We start from the raw sequence: 15,002 nt of genomic DNA on the forward strand, positions 1-15,002 counted from the left end.
TAGAAAAAGGAGACTAAAATGGCATTAACCGGAATTCAGATTTTCAAACTGCTTCCGAAAACAAACTGTAAGGAATGCGGCGTCCCCACATGTCTTGCCTTTGCCATGAACCTGGCATCCGGAAAGGCGGAACTGGACCAGTGCCCTTACGTTTCCGACGAAGCCCGGGAACAATTGGCGGAAGCCTCTGCTCCCCCCATCAGGCCTGTCAAAATTGGTAACGGCGTCCGCGCTTTTACCGTGGGCGGTGAAACAGTCCTGTATCGTCACGAAAAGACCTTTTATAATCCCACAGCCCTGGGCGCCCTGGTTGCTTCGGATATCGCCGACGCCGACCTGGAAAAAATGCTCAAGGAATACAATGCATTCCAGTATGAGCGCGTTGGTTTGAACCTGCGCCCCGAATACCTGGCTGTTAAAGACGTCAACGGCGACGCCGCTGCTTTCGCGAAAGTAGCCAAGACCATCGCCGAGACTTCCGAATTCTGCGTTGTCCTTCTCACCGAGAATGCCGACGTGATGAAGGCTGGCGCCGAAGCCTGCGCCGCCAAGAGGCCTCTGCTCTGCGGCGCTAATGCAGACAACGTAGACGCCATGGGCGCTCTGGCCAAAGATATGGGCCTGCCCATCGGCGTGAAGGCTGACGGCGTGGAAGCCCTGATCGCTCTGACTGACAAGCTGACCGGCATGGGCATCAAGGACATCGTCATCGATTCCGGCGCACGGGAAATCAAGCAGGCCTTCGAAGATCAGGTGGTTATCCGCAGGGCCGCACTCAAATCCGGCAACCGGAGCCTGGGCTTCCCCACGATCACCTTCCCCTGCGAAATGGCTGACAACCTGGCCGTGGAAACCATGTTCGCCGCCACTTTCATCGCCAAATACGGCGGAATGGTCGTTTTGAGCGAACTCAAGGGCGAAAGCATCTTCCCCTTGCTGCTGGAAAGGTTGAACATCTTCACCGATCCGCAACGTCCTATGACCGTTACCGAGGGAATCTACGAGATCAACAATCCCGACGAGAATTCCCCCATCCTGGTCACCACCAACTTTGCACTGACCTACTTCATCGTCTCCGGCGAAATCGAAGGATCCAAGGTGCCTTGCTGGCTGCTGATCAAGGACTCCGAAGGCCTGTCCGTTCTGACTGCTTGGGCCGCCGGAAAATTTGCTGGCGACGATGTGGGCATGTTCGTGAAAAAATGCGGTATCATGGACAAGGTCAAGCATCAAGAACTCATCATTCCGGGATACGCTGCCGCAATCGCCGGCGATGTGGAAGAAGAACTGCCGGGCTGGACCATCACTGTCGGCCCCCGCGAAGCAGCTCATATTCCGGGCTTCTTAAAAAATAGGTAAAGGGAGGCGATTATGTTACTCATTGGCGAAAGCTTGAATGTTATTTCCAAAAAAATCGGCAAGGCTTTCAAGGAAAGGGACAAGGGCCCTATCCAAGAAGAAGCCGTATTTCAAAAAGAAGCCGGTATGGACTACATTGACATCAACTTGGGTCCTGCTAAGAAAGACGGCCATGAACTGATGCCTTGGGTTGTTGAAATGGTTCAGGAAGTTGTGGACGATGTTCCGCTGGTTCTGGATACCTCCAACATCGATGCTATTGCTGCGGCTCTGCCCGTCTGCAAGCTGACCCCCATCATCAACTCCATCATGGCCCGGCCCGAGCGCTACGAAAAAATGGTGCCTCTGGCTGTGGAACACAATGCTGACTTCATCGCCCTTATGTGGGGTCCCGACGGACTTCCCAGGGACGAGAACGAACGTGCGGCCCTGTGCGTTGAGCTTCTTTACTTCGCCAATGAAGCTGGCATTCCCAACGAAAAAATCTGGGTGGACGGTATTGTAACTCCTGTGAACATTCAGCAGCCCCAGGCTATCAGCCTCATGAATTTCCAGGCTATGATTCCGGATATGGCGCCCGGCGCACGCAGCACCTGCGGCCTGTCCAACATCTCCAACGGCCCCCCGGACAATCTGCGTCCCATCCTGAATCAGACCTACATGGTCATGCTTCAGAAACATGGTATGGAATCCGTTATTTCCGACCCCAGGGACACCCTGCTCACTGACATCGCCAAGGGCAAACGTCAGGACATCGTAGACGTGATCTACGCGGTCATGGACGGCAATGCTCCCGATATGGGCAGCCTGTCCAAGGAGCTCCAGGACTACGTGAAGACCACCAAGGTCATCCTTGGCGAGTCCCTGTACTCCGACTCCTGGCTCGAAATATAATCGAACCATGCTCAATCAAGGCCCTTCCCTCCTTGCGGGGGAGGGGCCTTTCTTTTTTTAGGCCCTGCTGCAATGCGTCCCAGGCTGCCTGGGAGGCATTGCAACGGGTTTTCGCCTAAAATAAGGCGGTTCCGGCTTTAATATATTGAAAAACGGCGGCGGCTTGGCCGCTCCAGGAGGTGCGTTATGGCGCGTGTCGACGATTATTTTAATGCAAAGAAAATCGCCGTGGAATCATTAAGCAAGGAATCCTTTGAAGATCTGGCCGCAAGCTCCGGTTTTCAAAGCCCTGCTGAAAATACCCTCACAGTCCCCTTTTTGAACAGAACCTATAAAATGGTTTTCCCTTCCTTCGATTTTACGGATCAGGACGACCCGGAAAAGGAAGTCCCCATTCAGGAGCAGGTGCTCATCCTGCATTATATGATGGGCGATAAAACCGCCCAGCCTTCCGACGACTGGGTGGCTTATCGCGAAATCCCAGGAGCGACCTTCTATTTTTCCGCCTTTTGCAAAAGGGCTATCGACCCCCTTAAAAACGTCTTCGAGCATAACCTGGAAGGCCTGGATAAAGGCGCACAGATTTTGGAAGCCTCGGAATTGGATTTCGGCGACGCCGGATATGAGTTCAAACCATTTCCCCGGGTTCCGGTCCGCATGATCCTGTATGTGGGCGATGACGAGTTTCCGTCGGAAGCCAATATCCTGTTTGACAGCAGCGCCGGGGACATTCTGTCTCCCGAAGACCTTGCCTGGCTGGCGGGCATGATCGTCTATCGCCTTATGGCCCTTGCCAGATAATTATTTATCTTCCAAAGGAGAAAATATGAACTGGAACGCACACGGCGCCAAAATTCTCGACATGGTCAGGAATTCCAAGCCTCTGGTCCATCACATCACCAATCTGGTGGTGATGAACGACACCGCTAACGTGACTCTGCACATCGGCGCGCTTCCCGTCATGGCTCACGCCGTAGAGGAAATGGAGGAAATGACTTCCATCGCCGGCGCTTTGGTTATAAATATCGGCACCTTGTCCAAGCATTGGATCGAGGCCATGTTCAAAGCCGGCAAGACCGCCAACGACAAGGGCATTCCCATCATATTGGATCCGGTAGGCGCCGGCGCCACGTCGTACCGCACCGAAACCTGCCACCGTTTGCTGGAAGAGCTTTCCGTTTCCGTCATTCGCGGCAACCTGGGCGAGGTTTCCATCCTGGCCGGCCTGGGCGGCGAAGTTAAAGGCGTGGAGTCCGTGTCCGCCGGCGGAGACGCCGTGGAAGTCGCCAAGGCTTTGGCGGGCAGGCAGCATTGCACGGTATCCATCACCGGCAAGGAGGACGTCATCTCTGATGGAACCCGCACCGTGTTGGTGGATAACGGCCACGAGTGGCTGACCACACTGACGGGCACCGGATGCAGCTCCACCACGGCGGTCGCTGCTTTTTCCGCCGTGGAACGAATTCCGGTCACTGCCGCGGCCTGCGCGCTCATGTGCTACGGCCTGGCTGCGGAAATCGCAGCGCCCCAGGCCAAAGGGCCCGCCAGCTTTAAGGCCGCTTTTTACGACGCCCTGTACAATCTCAACGCCGAGCAAATCGAAAAGGGCGGCAGAGTAAGGGAAGTTTCCTGATTCCATGCATCGGCCTGTTAATGTATTGTAAGTAGTATAGGGGCAGGCCCCGCGTCTGCCCGCAGCTGTTTTCATTTCCATACGTTTCACATGAACTCCTGGTGGAGGCGGTCCATGGACATATCCCAATTGGGCGAGTTCGGACTCATTCGCCGCATCGCCGAACATCTTAAAACTCCGGCAGCCGGGCTTGTTAAAGGCATAGGCGACGACGCCGCCGTGTTTGAAGGCCCTCCCGGCTGGGAGATTGCCATCACCTGCGACGCCCAGGTGGAGGGCGTGCACTTCCTCCCGGAATCCATGACTCCGGAGCAAATCGGCCGCAAAGCCGCCGCCATCAACATCAGCGATATCGCCGCCATGGGCGCCCAGCCCACATTCATGCTTGTTTCCTTGGGCATGCCGAAAACCACGCCGGTTTCCTTTGTGGACGGTTTGTATCAAGGTTTCAAAAAGGAGTGCGACCGTTTCGGCGCTTCCATCATTGGCGGCAACATGGCCAACTGCCCGGAGCGCATTTTCATAGACATCACGTTATTAGGACAGGTGGAAAAGGGCAGGGCGCTTTATCGATCCAATGCAAAGCCCGGGGACCTGGCGGCGGTAAGCGGTCCTTTGGGGGATTCCGCAGCAGGCCTGGCCCTGCTTCTGGCGCCCGAGGTCCGGGTGGCCGAAGAGGTTCGAAAGTCGGTCCTTAAAGCCCACTTTACTCCCGCACCAAGGGTGGAGTTCGGGCTCGTTTTATCCGCTTCCGGCCTGATTAACGCTGCTTGCGACGTGAGCGATGGCGCCGCCCAGGATTTAGGGCATATTTGCGAGGAGTCCAATCTGGGTGCGGTTTTGTGGGCGGAAAAAGTTCCTGTGTCCCGGGCCTGCATGGAGGCCGGAAAAGCCTGCGGCAAGAATCCTTTGGAATACGCCTTGTTCGGAGGCGAGGACTACGAACTGCTATTCACATTTTCGGAAGAAAATCAGCCGGCCGTCCAAGAAGTTTTAAAAAAGGCCGGTTTTTCCATGACCATCATCGGCCGGATGGAAGAGGGCGACCCCAAGGTTCGAATTCTGGACGCCGGCGGCTCCGCCTGGAATCCCAAATCCACTGGTTGGACGCATTTTTAAGCAGAATTTCCACTTTCAAAATTATAAGGAGGACCCATGGCCCGCATTCCCCTGTTGGAAAAAGACCAGGCAGACCCCATCATGCAGGAACTCTACGAGAGAACCGAAAAAGGCGGATTCCCCGTCCTCAATCTGTTTAAGGCCGTGGCTCACAGCCCCAAAATGGGCCGGGATTTTCTGCGCCTGGGCACGGCAATCCTTACCAAAGGCGACTTGGATCCCATCTTGCGGGAGCTTGCCATTCTCCGCATAGGGTACGTCAACAAGGCTCATTACGAATTTACCCAGCATGTGCGCATCGGCAAACAAGTTGGGGTGACGGACGAGCAAATCCAGGCGGTCAAAGATTGGAAAAATTCCACGATATTTACTGATGAAGAGAAAGCCATCCTGGATTACACGGACGACGTGAACCTGAACATCCGGGCCTCAGACGAGAAATTCGCCCGGATTAAAGACCTGTTCGGCGATCGCGTGGCCGTGGAGCTTACCCTGACCATCGCCTATTACGGCGCCGTCTCCCGCATCCTGGAGTCCCTGGGGGTCGAACTTGAGCCCGGTGTGAAACGGGAGGATTAGATCGGTTAACTCAACTTACATGGACAGCTACGGAGGATAGAACATGAAATTGGATGATTTCATAGAAAATGCTCTTGTGGATATAGCTTCTGGAATTAAAAAGGCGCAAGAAAAATACAAGAGCCTGGGTGGTCAAGTGAACCCCACAGGGTTGGATTACAAAAAAATTGAAATGGCAGTTGCTAAGCATAAAAAGACCTCAAGAATCGCCCAAGCTGTTGAATTTGAAATAGCTGTTAGTGCGGGGAACAAGGTACAAGGTTCAGGCAAGGCGGGAATTCAGGTTTTGGATGTAGGAATCTCGGGTAAGGTTGAAGGAGCTAATGAAGAAAGCAATGTGAGTAAAATACGCTTTAGCATACCCGTTATTTTTCCAAAGAGCGTTTACTCGGAGGATGAAAATGAAGGACAAGGTAACGTCCGATAAGCAAAATATACTCCTTGATGGGTATCCACCAGAAACCCAGGCCTTATTAAGAATTCTTGAGTTGGGGAACCAGCAAATTCGAGCGGGAAATGTTCATCCAGCTTTGGATGCTATAGATGAAATCCGCAGGAGAAAAAATGGCCGTATAGCTTGATTCGCCCAACAAATGCCAGGCACGGGGGCCTCCTGTCTCTAAAAAAATGATTTAAAACCGGGCGGCTTGTAGGCGCAATGTAGTTCCAGGGCTTGCCCTGCTTGGATTTAGGATCTTCTGCCGGTCATACGCTTTATGTTGGGTTTCGTTGGAATCCTTCCGGGTTTTGATTTTCCTAAAGAACAGATTCACCCAAACAGCCTTTTGAGATCCGTGCTAACTCTACCCAACCTACTGTCTTTTCAGATAAATCGTAGGTTGGGTAGAGCGTTGTTAAGCCTTTTATTAGCCATGGAAAAAAGCGCCTTATACTACGCTTTATAAAGCGCTCACTTTATCTCGCGAAACCCAACAAATGGGTTTAAAATCCAATTAAAACTTGGGAAAACTCTCCATATTGGGTTTCATGGCTGCGCCCAGCCAGGCAATGGTTTCCCCCAGGTTCTTCATGTTCCAAAGGCCTTCCTCGTCGGATTTTACGTCGCCTTTCTCCAGGCCCAGGCCCAAATTCCAATAAATGGAGCCGGGAACGATCATGCGGTTCATGAGATACATGTGGTTGATGGTGTCGTATACATGCACCGCGCCGGCTCTTCTGACGGCGACAACCGCCGCGCCGATCTTTCCGGCGAATGCGCCGCCGTTGGCCAGGGCCACGTAACCCGACCGGTCGATCAGTGCTTTCATTTCGGCGGAAACGTCCGTGAAATAAGTGGGGGAGCCTAAAATAATGGCGTCGGCCTTGAGCATTTTCTCCATGATATCGTTAAAAACGTCGTCCTCGAAAACGCATCGAAGATTTTGCCTTTGACCGCATTTTTCGCAAGCCATGCAGCCCCGGATAGGCCTTCCTCCCAGTTGAACCAACTCCGTTTCCCAGCCAGCGGCATCCAAAGGCGTTAGGGCGTGTTTTAAAAGGGTTTCCGTATTTCCGCTTCTTCTGGGGCTTCCGTTCACGGCCAATGCGTACATAGTATTAGCTCCTGTCTAGTTGGGTTGTTTTTATCGGCAGACGCCGTTTGCGTGCATCCCTCCCCAAAGCGCTTATGTACAAAATAGCCAGGATTTCCAGCTTGGCAAGTCCGGACAGGTAAAAATGCACTCATTGGTTTACTTATTTATAACATATTGTATTTTAACATGATTTATAGGTTTTCTAAGCGATTGGTCTCCTTGCTGAATTCAAACAAGAAATATACTGCTTGTAAAAAAAACCGCTCTATACTTAAGTATTCAGGGGCGTTTCAATCTTGAGTTAGGTCCCCATGCTTATCGAGGGAAATTTTGTTTCATGCGCTGTTTTGCCGGAAAATTTTTGTGCCTGCTATTTGTTGCATTTTTTTGGGGCTCGTACTGCGCTTCTGAATGCAGGGGGAATTTTGTCCCGGGAGACAAACTGACCGTCATCCAACGCCCCATCCACTCCATCCCGCAATTGACCTTTCCGGGACAATCTTTTGAAATCCGGGCGTCTGCGCCCGAGGAAACCACAGGCTGGCAGGCTTTTTTGCAATACCAAGAGTACTCCATTGACCTGCCTGTTACGCAAAGCGTTTATGACGAGACGACGGGCTGGCACATCCTGACAGTGCAGACGCCGACCCCGGATTTTTATGAATTGTTCGACCTGGTTGTGCTGGCTGGCGGAGTAGAGGCTGACACGGCCGTCAATGCGGTCCGGATTGAGCCTGAAACAGGCGCCTCATGGTGTTTCATTCATATTACCGACACCCACCTGACTACGCACAGGTATTCCTACGAAAGCGGATATTTTAACGACATGACCGAACTGGATGATTTTGAAGCCGTGATTGACGATATCAACATCATCAATCCGAAGTTCGTGCTCCATACCGGGGATGTTGTCAATGAAGGCGAGTTGGAGGACTTTCAGAACATGGGCTATTTTTCGGCTGCCAAAAACGCCATGCAGCTGTTGAACGTTCCCATTTATCTGGTTTCCGGCAGCAACGACATCGGAGGATGGGACGCCACGCCGCCGCCCGACGGAACCGCCCGCAACAACTGGTACAGCTTTTTCGGGTGGGATATCCTGAAAAACCCCAACGGCTTGTATCCCTATCGGACGCAAAACTATTCGTTTGTATATAATGGCGTGAAGTTCATCGGTCTGGAAGCCTATGAAAATTACGAGAACTTTCAGCCTGACGTTTTCGGCGATTTCAGCTTTACAATCCCCCAGATGAACTGGCTGATTACGGAGTGCGGAACCTCCGAAAGCAGTAAAGTCCTGTTTTATCATTATGATTTTTCCAGCCAGATAAATCTTGAAGTCCTGGGCGTGGACGGCGCTTTGTGGGGTCACATCCATGCCGACAGCGGAAGCGAATCGGCCAGGCCCTTCAACCTGGCCACCGCCAAAGTGTGCGACGGCGGAAGATCTTATAGACTGATCAAAGTGCAAGACGGCGCATTGATTCCCCAGGAGACATGCCAGGCAGGAAGCGCCGGTCAAAATCTTACCTTGTCCTACTCCCAGCCTAACGACGGGACCCGCTACTCCAACACCGCGACCATAGTCAACAACCTTTCCCTGGATTTGGAGCATTGCCTGGTTAAATTCCTAACGCCCGCCAGCGCCGTGGAAATTCAAACGTCCTATGGAACCATCACCCAGGCTGCCATAGCAGGGGCCGTAAAAACCGTGTATGTGGAGGCCTTTGTTCCCGCTTCCTCCGAAGTGAGCATTACCCTAAGCTCCAACTCGGGGTCCTGCGACGTCAATTCCGACGGCCGAACCAACCTCCCGGACGCCATCCTTGTTTTACGGATTCTCTCCGGATTTCCACAAGAAGACGCCATTGATCTGGATGTGGACGTGGACGTGAATGGAGACGCCATGCTGGGTTTGGAGGAAGTCCTGGCAATTCTTGGAATTGTTTCCCATTGATTGTCTCAGGGGTTAACTGCTCCGAAAGCTCCCTTAGGTAAAGAAATCGTTAATATTGTAGATCAGCGGCTTTGTCCGAGTACAGCAATTGATGCTCCTCACTGGCTTCCGCCCAGGATTCAGGCATCTTGCAAGGTCCAAAAAAGGCGTGATCAATAGCCTTCCTGACCTGTTTTGCACAAATAAATGGGGAAACGCGACCGACTCCTGTGCCAAGGCCTGGAATGGCAACCGATTTAACATGATCGGACACCTTTTCGCCGTGAAAATTTCCTGATACAAAACTCCCTTTAAGCAGCAACAGAAAGGTTGCTCTGGCCGCCAAATAGGGATGCACTGTGTCTTTCAGGATCATGGGGACTCGCATAGTGGGGGCGATAATCAAAAACGGAATGTAAGAAGCGCCTGTCTCAACAATGTCGGCATTTCCTACAATAAGCTCACCGGCATGATGCTCGTAAATTTGCCTTCTCACGGTCATTTGCAAATCAGGGCCAAAGCGCTTCATGTAAAGGGCGTCGATTCCCCCGTCCATAAACCCGAAACTATTGGCCGGGCTTACCACGGCGTCGCAATCCACGTCGAGAATGGAGCCTTGAAAGACTTCTACAAAATCCAGGTCTCCACAGAGTTCTTCCCATGCTGAGACGAGTTCATTATTTAATCCGCAAAGGGTCAATTTTTGCATGACTTCTCCAGATTATTGCATTTATGCAAAGGAAGGTTGGGCATAAGCCCTCGAAAAAATCATTACTCTTGCGTCAAAACGCCTAGTCCCAATCCGTGTACTGGGGCGGGCTTGCCCCGATCCGGTCCGTGATTCTTGGATATTTTCCGCGGCCCGGCTTGGGTTTGATTTCCAGGACATTGATTTGATGAAACCAGTCATCTCCAAAATCGAACCAATAGCCGAAAATGTCATCCTTTTTCAAGTCCAGGGAGCCAACGGCTTGGAGGACGGTTCCGGCCGGTTTTCCGCCTCCATAGTCCATGTCGTGCTCCGTGGGCAGGACGTATCTGTCGGCTTTGGGGTCCATCGGCCCTTCTCCGTTAAGCTGGAATTCGTACATATGCTCTTCCTTGCGGTTGAAAGCCTTGAAAATGGCAAAGTGCAGTTCTTCCAAGGCCTGGTCGCCGCGCATTTCAATGGTTCGGCAAATGGACGGATTCTTTTCCATGAATGCCTCGGTCATGGGACCTTGAAAAATGCAGACATCCAAAACAAAAATTCGAGGGTCGGTCTTGACCCATCTCCCTTTTCGCGCAGTGTCGTTCGGCATGGATGCTGTTCCTGTCTTTCTTTGATTACCGGTCATGTAAAGTCCCTGGGCCGCCCTAAATGATGTCTCGTGTTGTTCTGGAGCGCCCGGCCCAAGGCGATGAGCTTGGATTCCTCATACAGATTTCCGGTCAGGATGATGCTCACAGGTATGCCTTGGGCGTTCTGGCCGTACGGCATGACCAGTTCCGGGTGGCCTGTCAGGTTGCCTTGCAAGGAGGAAACGGTCATTCTGCCAAGCAACACGTCCACGCCGCCCATTTTGTCCTCCACCATCTGCATGAGCACGGATCTGGCCCGGCTGGCCTGGACGTATTCCACGGCGGGGATGAATCGGGCCGCCCGAAGCCTTTCCGGCCAGTTGCTGTGCTGAAAAGCCTCGGGGCCAAGATCCTGCATCAAGTCCTCGTGGGCTGCCGCGGCTTCCGCCGCCATGCATATGGATGCGGAATATACCAGTTTATCAAGCCGCCCAGGATCGAATGCCGGCAGGGGGACCAGTTGAGCCCCCAAATCCCCAATGGCGTTCAGGGCGGTCTTGTGCGCTTCTAAAATATCCGCCATGTATTGATTCTGGGGAGGCATGCTGAGCAGTTCCCTGACGTAGCCGACTTTCATGTTTTTGACGTCCGGGCATCGATCAAAGCCGCAAGGCAGATCCACTGTGGAGTGGTCCCGGTCGTCAGGGCCGGCGATGGCGTTTAAGACCAATGCGCAGTCTTCCGCTGAGCGGCACAAAGGGCCGATTTTATCGAAGCTCCAGGCCACGGTCATGACGCCGTAGCGGCTGACCCTGCCGAAGGTGGGACGCAGTCCCGTATTGCCGCAAACCATGGCCGGCCCCACCAGGGAGTTGTTGGTTTCCGTGCCGAGAGCGAACCCGACCAGGCCGGCGGCGACGGCGCTTGCTGAACCCGCCGAGGAGCCTCCCGATCCGGTTTTCGGGTTCCATGGATTGCGGGTTCTGCCTCCGAACCAGCGATCTCCGGTGGCAAGCTCGCCCAAAGACAGCTTGGCCACAAGCACGGCGCCCGCCTTTTCCAGCCGTTCCACCGCAGCCGCGTTTTCATGGATGATCCGATCCTTGAACGCCTCCATGCCCCATGAGGTGGGAATCCCTTTGGTTGCAAACAAGTCCTTCACGCCCCAGGGAACTCCGTGCAAAGGCCCGCGATGTTTCCCGGCTGCTATTTCGCCGTCCGCCCGCTTCGCCTGTTCCATGGCCAGATCCTCGGTCAGGGTTACAACGCATTTTAAAGTGGGATCGTGCTTTTTAAGGCGGGCCAGATACATCCTGGTAAGGTCCAGGGAAGAAATTTTTTGCTTAGCCAACAGGACCGATAATTCAGACGCCGGCAAAAACGCCGCGTCTTCAATGCTTTTGATGTCTGTAACACGGGGCGCCGAGGCAGGGGAGGCGTCCTCTTTTATATTGGGAAGCCCTTGGCCAATCGGCAGGGGATTAAACTGCAGAGAATAGGGCGTCTGGTTGCCCAATCGCAATTCCCTGAGAGCCTTGAAAATTTTTCTTTGATAACTCAGCCGTTCAACGATCTCCCGGCGCTCCTCAACCGTAAAGGACAACCCCGCCAGGGCTTCGGCTTGTTCCATCATTGATAATGTAACGGCTTCTCCGTCCGGCGCCACCGCCGCCAAAGCAGCAGGCAAGCCTGTAGAGGCAAGCCCCAAACCCGAGCACACAGCTAGAAAACAGCGGCGATTCACTCCTTTACTTGCGACGTTGTCAGGCTTCATGGCGAGCCCCCTGGAAGAAAAAAATGAAAATTTGCCTTTTCCTATAACCCCTTTGGCTCCCAATGTCCAGGCCTCCTTTTGATATTCCTTTGATTTCAGAATATTAGCCTAAACTTACTCCCAATTTTTCAAGTTAAGATTTTGCCGCTGAAAAAACGGCCAGGAAGAGGTTATTCTTTGGAATATTGCCGTTTTCCTCTATCGGTAAATTAGAATCGTAACGCCGGATTTTATGAATTGCCAAGGCCTTCAAGAACTCGCCTTATGATACCGCATAATTTCAACACCTTTTAAAAATCCCGGTCAATCCGAAATCGGGACCGTATAGCCAATGAATATTTTGCCTTGACCTTTTCCCCCCCTCTGACTAAGAATTTTATATAGTATAGCTCAACGCTATAAATCATTTCAGCAGGCTGGCGGGGGATTAATTTAAGTCCGTCTGAAATGGAACAGGTCCTTTGTCAGCCGAATTATTCGGTTGACATAAATATACCGTTCAGTATAATTCACCTTCCCTCTTGAGACCGTTTGGACGGCGGCGGGGCCGGAAAAACGCCATAATTCGAATCCCCCAAAACGATTTGCCTGAATTGGCGCCAGCGTTAAACACGCACTTGAATTGCAGGCGGCAAAGGAAAGGAAGGCTTCATGAGCGAATACACCGCTATCAGGACGTGCCCTCTCTGCGAGGCGACTTGCGGGCTGGAAATCGATGTGAAGGACGGCGTCGCCGTCAAGGTTCGCGGAGACAAACAGGACGTGTTTTCCAAAGGATACCTGTGCCCAAAGGGCGCGGCGTTGCATGAATTGCATAATGATCCCGATCGCTTGCGCCGTCCTTTGGTGAAGAAGAACGGCGAGTTTGTGGAAGTTTCATGGCAGGAGGCCTTTGAAGCGGTGGAAGCCGGGCTCTTGCCCCTGATGGAAAAATACGGCCGCGACGCAGTGGGCGCCTACCTTGGCAATCCTTGCGTGCATACCATGGCCGGGATTTTGGCCTTGCGCCCCATGCTCAAGGCTTTGGGCAGCAAGAACATGTTTTCCGCCAGCACGGTGGATCAAATTCCCAAGCAGGTTTCCAGCGGGCTTATGTTCGGGTCTGTGGCGAACGTTGCTCTTCCTGACATTGAACGCACCCATTTTTTGTTGATACTGGGCGCAAATCCTCTGGAATCCAACGGCTCCCTGGCCACGGCCCCCAACTGGCCGGGCAGGCTGCGGGATATCAAGGACAGGGGCGGGCGACTGATTGTGATCGACCCCATCAAGACCCGTACAGCGGAACTGGCGCACGAGCATCTTGCCATTAAGCCCGGCGGAGACGCCTTTTTGCTCATGGCCATGGTTCGGGTTTTATTTGAGGAAAACCTGGTGGACCTGGGCGGCCTGGACGACGTTTTGAACGGCGTGGAGGAAATCAAGGTCTTGTGTCAGCCTTTTACGCCCGAGGCCGTCTCTGACCGCACCGGCCTGGCGGCGGATCAAATCCGCAGCCTGACCCGGGAATTGGCCGCCGCCGAATCCGCCGTGGTATATGGCCGCATGGGAACCTGCACGGTGCCTTTCGGCGCTCTCACCAGTTGGCTGGTGGACGTGGTCAATGCGTTGACCGGCAACCTGGACAAGCCCGGCGGCGCCATGTTCGCCACCCCGGCCCATGCGCCCAAAAAGACCAAGGCGGGCGGCAAAGGGTGGAGTCTGGGCCGTTGGAAAAGCCGGGTGAAAGGCTTGCACGAGGTCATGGGCGAACTCCCTGTATGCACCTTGTGCGATGAGATGGAAACTCCGGGCGACGGGCAAATCCGGGCGCTCATCACCGTGGCTTCCAACCCGGTCATTGCCCTGCCCAATACGGCCCGCATGGAAAGATGCCTGGAGAATCTGGATTTCATGGTGTCCGTGGATTGGTACGTAACCGCTTCAACCCGCCACGCTAACGTGATTCTGCCTCCGACCGGGCCATTGTCCACCGGACAATACGATTTCGGCTTTTACGGCCTGTCCGTCCACAATATCGCCAATTACTCCCCGCCGGTCATCCCCAAGCCGGAAAATGAACTGGATAAATGGGAGATTCTTTACAAGCTGGCCATGATTTTCAGCGGCCAGGGCGCGGCCGGGGATCCGGCGGCCATGGACGAGTTCATCATATCCATGATGGTGGGCGGCGCCTGCAAGCGGGAAGGTTCGCCGCTTTTCGGCAAGCAGGATGAAATCCTCCAGGCCTTGAGCCAATACAAAGGCATGGAGCGCATGCTGGATTTTATGCTCAGGACCGGCTGCCGCGGCGACGGGTTCGGCCTGAATCCCCAAGGGCTAAGCCTGGAGACGCTTTTGGAAAACCCCCACGGCCTGGACCTGGGGCATTTGGAGCCCCGTTTGCCTGGGATATTAAAGACTCCCTCGGCCAAGGTGGAACTGGCCCCGGAGGTTTTGGTCAAGGATGTGGAACGCCTGGCGCAGGCCCTGGCCTCCCCCCAGGATGAGATGGTTCTGGTTGGACGGCGCCATATCCGCACCAATAATTCCTGGCTGCCCAACATACCTTCTTTGCTGAAAGGCCCCCCGCGCAGCGTCTTGCAGGTCAATCCCCAGGACGCGGATAGGCTCGGACTCAAGCAGGGAGGCATGGCGGAGATAGAAAGCCGGGTCGGCAAATTGACCGTCCCGGTGGAGATAACGGAGAACCTCAGGCAAGGGGTGGTCAGTCTGCCCCACGGCTGGGGACACGACCTTCCGGGCGTCCGCATGAAGGCGGCGCGCGCCTACGGAGGCATCAACAGCAACTTTTTGACGGACGACCAGGCTTTTGACCCGGTCTCCAACAATTCTGTTCTGAATGGTATACCTGTGGAGGTGCGCGCCCTGGATTAGGGCCTCCTCCCAAAT

Annotated in this window: 14 protein-coding genes; 10 read left to right on the plus strand and 4 right to left on the minus strand. The window is 53.7% G+C overall.

All coding sequences use genetic code 11. The features are described 5' to 3' along the window. Positions 1–18 precede the first annotated feature (18 nt). The 8 genes from acsC to BUE18_RS27635 all read left to right on the plus strand — a co-directional run bounded on the left by acsC (position 19) and on the right by BUE18_RS27635 (position 6,165). Entirely contained in the window at positions 19–1,359 is a 1,341-nt protein-coding gene (gene acsC, locus BUE18_RS20610) for an acetyl-CoA decarbonylase/synthase complex subunit gamma (protein ID WP_073478069.1), read from the plus strand. A gap of 12 nt (positions 1,360–1,371) precedes the next feature. Then, positions 1,372–2,253, plus strand: coding sequence for a dihydropteroate synthase (locus BUE18_RS20615; protein WP_073478070.1), 882 nt, complete (start codon positions 1,372–1,374; stop codon positions 2,251–2,253). Positions 2,254–2,439: 186 nt separating this feature from the next. Continuing rightward, on the plus strand, positions 2,440–3,054 hold the full coding sequence (locus tag BUE18_RS20620; RefSeq protein ID WP_073478071.1) for a DUF3786 domain-containing protein: 615 nt from the start codon (positions 2,440–2,442) through the stop codon (positions 3,052–3,054). Positions 3,055–3,079: 25 nt separating this feature from the next. Beyond that, positions 3,080–3,886 (plus strand): hydroxyethylthiazole kinase, encoded by an 807-nt coding sequence (gene thiM, locus BUE18_RS20625; protein WP_073478072.1) that lies wholly within the window; start codon positions 3,080–3,082, stop codon positions 3,884–3,886. Positions 3,887–4,000: 114 nt separating this feature from the next. Beyond that, positions 4,001–5,005, plus strand: a complete 1,005-nt coding sequence (gene thiL, locus BUE18_RS20630; RefSeq protein ID WP_073478073.1) for a thiamine-phosphate kinase — start codon at positions 4,001–4,003, stop codon at positions 5,003–5,005. 36 nt (positions 5,006–5,041) lie between these two features. After that, the gene (locus BUE18_RS20635) at positions 5,042–5,584 is read left to right on the plus strand and encodes a carboxymuconolactone decarboxylase family protein (RefSeq protein ID WP_073478074.1); all 543 of its coding nucleotides are present in this window, start codon (positions 5,042–5,044) and stop codon (positions 5,582–5,584) included. Between the two features lie 43 nt (positions 5,585–5,627). Further along, entirely contained in the window at positions 5,628–6,011 is a 384-nt protein-coding gene (locus tag BUE18_RS20640) for a hypothetical protein (RefSeq protein WP_073478075.1), read from the plus strand. Then, positions 5,986–6,165 carry a hypothetical protein gene (locus BUE18_RS27635; protein WP_139264829.1) on the plus strand — a complete coding sequence of 60 codons (180 nt, stop codon included), beginning with the start codon at positions 5,986–5,988 and terminating at the stop codon, positions 6,163–6,165. The genes BUE18_RS20640 and BUE18_RS27635 overlap by 26 nt, the downstream gene beginning before the upstream one ends. 372 nt (positions 6,166–6,537) lie before the next feature. On the opposite strand, the gene BUE18_RS20645 is transcribed toward BUE18_RS27635, so the two are convergent. Further along, a complete protein-coding gene (locus tag BUE18_RS20645; protein WP_073478076.1) occupies positions 6,538–7,137 on the minus strand; it encodes a flavodoxin family protein in 600 nt (199 codons plus the stop codon). Between the two features lie 319 nt (positions 7,138–7,456). Between BUE18_RS20645 and BUE18_RS20650 the strand changes: the two genes are divergently transcribed. Further along, the gene (locus BUE18_RS20650; RefSeq protein ID WP_073478077.1) at positions 7,457–9,076 is read left to right on the plus strand and encodes a metallophosphoesterase; all 1,620 of its coding nucleotides are present in this window, start codon (positions 7,457–7,459) and stop codon (positions 9,074–9,076) included. A gap of 49 nt (positions 9,077–9,125) precedes the next feature. Here the strand turns inward: BUE18_RS20650 and BUE18_RS20655 are convergent, their stop codons facing one another. The 3 genes from BUE18_RS20655 to BUE18_RS20665 form a co-directional block, all read right to left on the minus strand. Next, positions 9,126–9,764, minus strand: coding sequence for a macro domain-containing protein (locus tag BUE18_RS20655; RefSeq protein ID WP_073478078.1), 639 nt, complete (start codon positions 9,762–9,764; stop codon positions 9,126–9,128). Between the two features lie 82 nt (positions 9,765–9,846). Beyond that, positions 9,847–10,356 (minus strand): IS1096 element passenger TnpR family protein, encoded by a 510-nt coding sequence (locus tag BUE18_RS20660; protein WP_073478079.1) that lies wholly within the window; start codon positions 10,354–10,356, stop codon positions 9,847–9,849. A gap of 32 nt (positions 10,357–10,388) precedes the next feature. Next, positions 10,389–12,110 (minus strand): amidase, encoded by a 1,722-nt coding sequence (locus BUE18_RS20665; protein ID WP_073478109.1) that lies wholly within the window; start codon positions 12,108–12,110, stop codon positions 10,389–10,391. A gap of 651 nt (positions 12,111–12,761) precedes the next feature. Here BUE18_RS20665 and BUE18_RS20670 point away from each other — a divergent pair. Continuing rightward, positions 12,762–14,987 carry a molybdopterin-dependent oxidoreductase gene (locus BUE18_RS20670; protein ID WP_073478080.1) on the plus strand — a complete coding sequence of 742 codons (2,226 nt, stop codon included), beginning with the start codon at positions 12,762–12,764 and terminating at the stop codon, positions 14,985–14,987. The last annotated feature ends 15 nt before the right edge of the window (positions 14,988–15,002 follow it).

The sequence above is a fragment of the Desulfatibacillum alkenivorans DSM 16219 genome, assembly GCF_900142135.1.
Classification (GTDB): Bacteria; Desulfobacterota; Desulfobacteria; order Desulfobacterales; family Desulfatibacillaceae; genus Desulfatibacillum; species Desulfatibacillum alkenivorans.